6 protein-coding genes are annotated in these 6,094 nt (G+C 41.0%); 4 read left to right on the top strand and 2 right to left on the bottom strand.

Features of this window, described 5'->3' with window-relative positions:
- The first annotated feature begins 127 nt into the window (after window positions 1–127).
- The 4 genes from J8L97_RS22225 to J8L97_RS22210 are packed head-to-tail and all read left to right on the top strand — an operon-like array spanning window position 128 to window position 3,243.
- Window positions 128–1,339, top strand: a complete 1,212-nt coding sequence (locus J8L97_RS22225; RefSeq protein WP_211052866.1) for a hypothetical protein — start codon at window positions 128–130, stop codon at window positions 1,337–1,339.
- Window positions 1,336–1,698: a hypothetical protein gene (locus tag J8L97_RS22220; RefSeq protein WP_211052864.1), complete on the top strand. Its 363-nt coding sequence runs from the start codon at window positions 1,336–1,338 to the stop codon at window positions 1,696–1,698. Before J8L97_RS22225 ends, J8L97_RS22220 begins: the two co-directional genes overlap by 4 nt.
- A gap of 19 nt (window positions 1,699–1,717) precedes the next feature.
- Entirely contained in the window at window positions 1,718–2,542 is an 825-nt protein-coding gene (locus J8L97_RS22215) for a hypothetical protein (protein ID WP_211052863.1), read from the top strand.
- A complete protein-coding gene (locus J8L97_RS22210; protein ID WP_211052862.1) occupies window positions 2,539–3,243 on the top strand; it encodes a hypothetical protein in 705 nt (234 codons plus the stop codon). The genes J8L97_RS22215 and J8L97_RS22210 overlap by 4 nt, the downstream gene beginning before the upstream one ends.
- A 63-nt stretch (window positions 3,244–3,306) precedes the next feature.
- Here the strand turns inward: J8L97_RS22210 and J8L97_RS22205 are convergent, their stop codons facing one another.
- Window positions 3,307–5,640 carry an AAA family ATPase gene (locus J8L97_RS22205; protein ID WP_211052861.1) on the bottom strand — a complete coding sequence of 778 codons (2,334 nt, stop codon included), beginning with the start codon at window positions 5,638–5,640 and terminating at the stop codon, window positions 3,307–3,309.
- On the bottom strand, window positions 5,615–6,094 hold a 480-nt coding region (locus J8L97_RS22200), incomplete at its 5' end, for an ABC-three component system middle component 1 (protein WP_211052859.1). The genes J8L97_RS22205 and J8L97_RS22200, both read right to left, overlap by 26 nt.

The following is a 6,094-nucleotide window of genomic DNA, read 5'->3' as shown; positions in this document are numbered from 1 at the left end:
AATTGACGTCTCTAATTCAAAGGTAAAGCGAAAATATGTTGTCAAGAATGGGGCAATGGTTACTTCAACCCTAATCAAGTAATTGAATCAAAAGGGAAAGGAGTCCCTTGACTTTGGAGGACTAGTAATGCGTTACGGTTATTACTCTAAAACACCTATCAAAATCGTTTTTGCAGCAGTCGTTACAGTATTATCTGGTTGTACATCTATGCAAAAGTCACATAACGATTTCTTCGAGTATCAAAAAGGTGACTTTGTGTTAATAAATGGGAACTATGAATTCAGCGTCGATCCATTTCAAACTAAGCTCGAGCTTCAATCATGCTTATTGACTAGAACGCATAAACACCATGAAACTACTCAAGCAACAGTGACGAGTAAATCTAGTTTGTTGGCTAGCTCTGTAATCAATGAAATCAAACACTTTAACGATGACGCAGTAATTACTAGGGCTAAGCTTGAATACCAATATCTATCCTCAAGCTTTATAACTAGTGTACCTCTTCCAGTGACTATCTTCGCAGTAAAAGAGATCCCTATAAATACGTCTTTTAGCGATATCACAGGCGACGCTAGCAATAACTCAGGCTATCTAAATATCGGGAATGGCACTACGTCAGAGAGCTATATTTATGAGTTGTCCACAGCTGTTTCTTCTTTTAGCTCAAAAACCAAGAGCTATGTTTTTGGAGAACTTCCGTCTGTACAGATTAGATTTAAAGTGACTAGTTATCAATTAAATCAAGGCTTGATTTTCAGTGGCAATAGAATTGGCCGCTTTACTGTGGATTCAAACACCATAGCGACTACTAAGTTAGCAAGTGATCTTATTGGTCTTATTGCTGCCGACACCTTTTACGGCTCGAACTGTCTTGATAGCACATTGCGAACGGGCTCATTGCAATCAACCGCTCGTAAACTCATGAAAAAAGCTAGAAGTAATAATTTTCCTCTTACAAATGAATCAAAAGAAGGAACTCTTTGCATTAAGGAAGACTTTCGCAATCTGACAGAGCCATTTTTTGTGAATATATCGTTATTTAACACATCGCGACCGATAGCTGAATTAATAGCGCCGAACGGGTGTTCTGTTGACGACGTTTTTAAAGTAGCCCGCTTAAAAATATTGCCCAGCGGGAAGCTTTGTTTTCAGGCTTTTGTGAAAAAAGACTTAGATGCTATCAATGCAATGCGTGGCGCATTTTATAAAGCATATGCAGCACCTGCTACACATTGGCTAGTGAACGCTTATGATATCAATGATGTACCGTTAGGTTGTTCCACGTTTCAGTCGAGTGAACTTTATTTCAATTCATCCGTGAATGAGGAAGCAAAATGAAATTTTTAACATTTTTTTGTATAGGTACAATCTCCTGTTACTGTAATGCTGCAGCCATTGACCGCAGTGTGGCTACTCTTCACTTGCCCGAGGATGCGCTATCACAGAAAGTTACAATAACGAAAGGGCTCCGAAATGTAACTATCAAGATCATTGGACATTGGGCAGAAACCACTCCAATTTCCTTTCGTTGTTTGCAGTTTGGCACAAAAGTAGAGCTTGAGCTGAAAAATATTTACGTCTACCGGCACGGCTTAAGTGAACCAACACCTGAAGGACTTTTTAAGAGCTCGACCTGCACCTTAAACGTTAGCGGTAAGCTACTTTTGAATGAAAACACGTTAACTATCGTACCGTAACTTTACAAGGATAAGCACCATGCATATAACATATTTAGCGACGGCCATTGCTTTAACTTTACTTAGTGGTTGCACGTCAACGCAATCTCAATTCCCTTCCTCGAATGGGCAAGCATACATTACTCAACTTAATCAAAGGTCTTCTAAAACAGAGCTAGATGTAATGAAATCAGAGTTGCTGCGTCTAGGAATTAAAGGTCGAATCTTGACACGTGAGATTTCGCATAGCTTTGATCCTGAAGCGTTGATTAGTGTTCGAACGACCAGTCACAACATCAGCGATGGCAACTCAGAAGTAGAAGTCCGTGTTGTTAAAAAAACGGACGCTAACGAGTCAAATTCAAGTGTGCTCCTTGAGCTAAGGCCCGTTAAAGTTCATTACTTGCCAGGTACTTTTCAAAATCAAGATCCGATGTATGGAGGCGTGATAAAGGCTGCTGCCAAGCTCGCTGATTTTTATCTACGAGCAGAAGCAAAGCCACGGTTGATAGTAGGTATTATTGGAATGGCTAGTGCATCCAAACCGCGAGTAGATGCAAAGTTAGGTTCACTTTGGGGACAGGAATATTACACGTTTTCTGATGTAAATAACCGAGCAACACTCAAGCATTGCAAAACCGGAACAAAAGTTTCTAAAACGTTTTCAGCTACTGATCAGATGAATAACAATGATTTAGCGATGCTGCGAGCCATCGACTTGTATAAAAAACTCATCACGTCACTAGACTACGAGATAAGAGCAAGAGCGATATTCAATTTATGCTACGACGTTTCACCGAAGCGAGGCCGTGAATATATTTATGCAGATATGAATTTCAACATCGTTTATGAGGAGGCGCAATGATTCGACATATTTATTGGCTCACCCTAACAGCTGCTCTATTGAGCGGCTGTGGTACCACTCAACCAACCAATGTTTCAGAACAACCACGAGTAAACAATCCTGATGCGTTTAAACCGTTCGCTGATGGTGCTGTAAGGGTCGTTACTGACAACGGAAACAGCCTTTTGACTGGTACTTTAATTAAGGCACGAACAGGATTTTACCTGCTGTCTTCTAAACATGGATTCAGAACAGTGGAACAAGTACTAGAACTCAAACAAGGAACTAATACTTTGAGTGTCAGGCTAGGAGTAATCATTAGCATACCTACGGCAGACATTATCATTGCCAAATTGCGGCCTGAGGGACGTTTTGATGTTGAATCTCAGCTCTTTTCGAGCACACCTGCTGAAACATTTAAGCCCCATCAGGGCCCACTAGAACTATCACAAGAGCTATACTGTACTTCAACTTTTGAGAAACCTTCAGGGGTCATCGTGTCAATCCTTGAACAAAGGCATCTTGCAGCTCAATCAAACAAAGTTAATGGTATCCTAACGCAAGAGCCCTCCGCCCCCACCAAGAGCGGGGGGATCTGCACAACAGTTTCTGGCGAAGTAGTTGGCATCACAAAAGGAAACCTTGTAGGCAAAGACCCCTACACTATTGGGGTAATTGAACAACTAGAACCGAGTTTGGCTTCTATTATTTCCGTCCTTTAGGAGTCGATCACTACGCATTATCCTCAGAAACATTCAGCGATACTAGGACTCCGCTGGCAGCTTTTACATTGCACCTTTCGCTAAATCCTGCATGTTGAGTGAACTCGCTTTGAGGCCAGCTCTGTCGAACCTGTAGCGCATGTAGGCAGAAATATCATCTTCATGGGAGGAGACTATTAACTGACAATGATTGAGTTCACATCGAAGTAAGTCAGTCAAGGAAGCAACGTTAATTTCATCCAATGATTGCGACGGATCATCAATCAAGATTAGTGGTACCTTAGCATAGACCTTGTTGAGTGAAAGGAAGAAGGCAAGACTAAGAGCTGACACCTGACCAGCACTCATAGACATGACTGCGTCATGTTCTGATTTCTCAGCCGTAAGAAACCTTAACTGCGTTCCTTCACGGCTCTCGATGAACAGGCCCAATCCACGCTGATAGTTTTGAATCAGTCGACCACTATAGATATGGAATATGAGCTCAATAGCCGAAATTGTCTGGTCGGTATACCTTTGTTCTGTCTCCTTCAGTGTGTCGCGTAGCTTCTTGATTTTACCTTGTGCCTTTTGGGCTGCTAGGGTTTCGTTCTCTATAAGCTTAAGCTCGGAAATACAGGTTTGGAGTCTGGCATTTTGAGACTCGTTAGCTTTAATCGCTATGTACTGTTCTTTATCCCTCAAATCTTCAGACGTGATTATGTAGAAGTCTTGTAGATCTTTGAAAGTGCTGTTTATTGTTTCTCGCCAGCCCTCCGGCAGCGCTAATGCATCGACTTCAACCTGCTTTTTTTTCCTTAGATTCGCTTTGAGCTTTTCAAGTCTTTCATTTATTACTTCATCATTTTCCGTAAATGATTCCAAACATTGTATATTGTTGCTTTTTAGCTTCTCCATTAGCTGAGTTATGGCTGGGAGCCGAAGCTTAATTTTGGTCAGCTCTGTATAAAGATTAGGCTCAAATGTTAACTTAAGAGCATTTAAGCTTTCTTGGATATGAGTGTCGATAAGCTTCAGCTCAGCATCCATAACAGCGATCAGATCAACTAAGTCCTTACCGTCCTTGCTTAGTGACTCAGAGATCTGCTTGGTTCTTTCTTCAATGGCAGTTACCATTGACCTGTGATCTTCCCAGTCCTTACCACAGAGTGGACACAACTGCTCATCAGGATAGGACTTCTTATGTTCATCAATCAGCTGCCTTTTCAGACGCTCCAATTCAGTTACGATCTTCGCATGGGCGCTGCTTTTTTGTTCTAAGCTATTTCGGGATTCAATTTGTAATTTAAACCACTCAAGGCGTCCACCTGCCCAGTTTGGAAGTGATTGAGCTTCTTCGACCTTAATTATTGAGGCTCCGCGCTTGATTATACCTGCTGAACGGTTAAGCTCATTAATCTGCTTCTTGATTGCTTCCAGCCCATCAAGCTTATTAAGATCTTTACCGAATTGAGCCAAGCTTCTCAAAGACTCTTCGTTACGTTCTATGTCGGCCTCGATTGCCTCGTTGTGAACCCTAGTTTTTATCGTTGCTTTGAGTGGTAAAAGGGCAATTATCTTTCTAACTGACTTCTGATAAGAAGCATGGTTTTCTGCTGAATAAATTGGGAACAGCACCTCACTATCCCACAATGGCTGGACATCGGTCGTCGAAAGTTTTTTGTACTCGATGCTCCCATCCACTGGCTGCAACCCTTCTCTTAGTTTGTCTATTTCTTCTTCAAGTGATGCCTTTCCCGCCATTCGCTCAGGACTCTTGATGTGCTTCGTAAACTTACTGTATAAAGTATTGCAGCTGTCAATTCCCCCCTCTATATCACTGATGTTAAAGAGGTTTCCAAGTTTATCCTTACGTTCGTCCACGCGGGTATGTAAAAGTCGGTTTTGTCCTTGCTCCAGATAGTTAAGGAAAGAGAAGTTTTCCCTGAAGTTTTTACCGAAAACCTCGTCAAGAAAGTTATTATCGCGCAGATTTTTTTTCGTAAAATCAGACGATTCAAATTCTGGCAGCTCATAAAGCTTAAAGTTTTCGTATTTATCAGCACGATTGTTTGATGGATTTTTGAATGTCGCGACTGGACAATGTCTAGCTAAAACTAGTTTGCGATCATCATCAATGAATTCAATTTTAATGCAGAGGTCGTTATCACCTGAGCGACTGTTCCAAAAGAGGTTATCCGAGTAGTCTCTCTTTTTCTTGGTTAATAATGTTTTGAATAAATTTTGAATTCTATTGATCTGGCCTGTTAGCAGCAGTTCAATTGCATCGAAGATGCTTGTTTTACCATAACCGTTAGGACCGTCTAGAGTTAGCAAGGAAGACTCGCCAAGATCCAAATAAATATGTTTGAATGCTTTGAAGCTGGAGACTTCAATCTTGGATATTTGCCAATTCATTTTTAATCATTTCCTGAACTATTTCGTCGACGTTTTTATTAGTAATTTGCTGAATAGTTGAATATGTGTCTTCCAGATCAGCTTCTGCAACCGCCTCGGCTGCTTGTAACCTTAGGGACAAGAGGTTTCCTGAATGACTAGGTAACTCCAAGAAAGGAAGTTTAATAAAGGTTTTAGCTGCAAAGCTGTATTGTGAAGCTACAAGAGGGTTTTCTTTGTAATCAATAAATTGCTTTTTGTCAGCAATCACAGATTCAAGTTTGTCGTAGCTAAAATCAGTTAGAGCGCTTTCTTCTGCAATACTGTAATAGAGGACATACTTTTTATAGAAATGCGGATCTTCCTCGATTGCGAAGATTTCTTCTTCGTAGTCCTTGAACTCAGCCAGAACGCCAAGTCGATGAATGCAAATCAAGTCGCAGTTTTTCTTAAAGCTTGGGTTTCTGAGAAACTC

It is taken from the genome of Pseudoalteromonas sp. MMG012, from assembly GCF_018100875.1.
Classification (GTDB): domain Bacteria; phylum Pseudomonadota; class Gammaproteobacteria; order Enterobacterales; family Alteromonadaceae; genus Pseudoalteromonas; species Pseudoalteromonas aurantia.
This window is presented reverse-complemented; position numbering and strand designations above follow the sequence as displayed.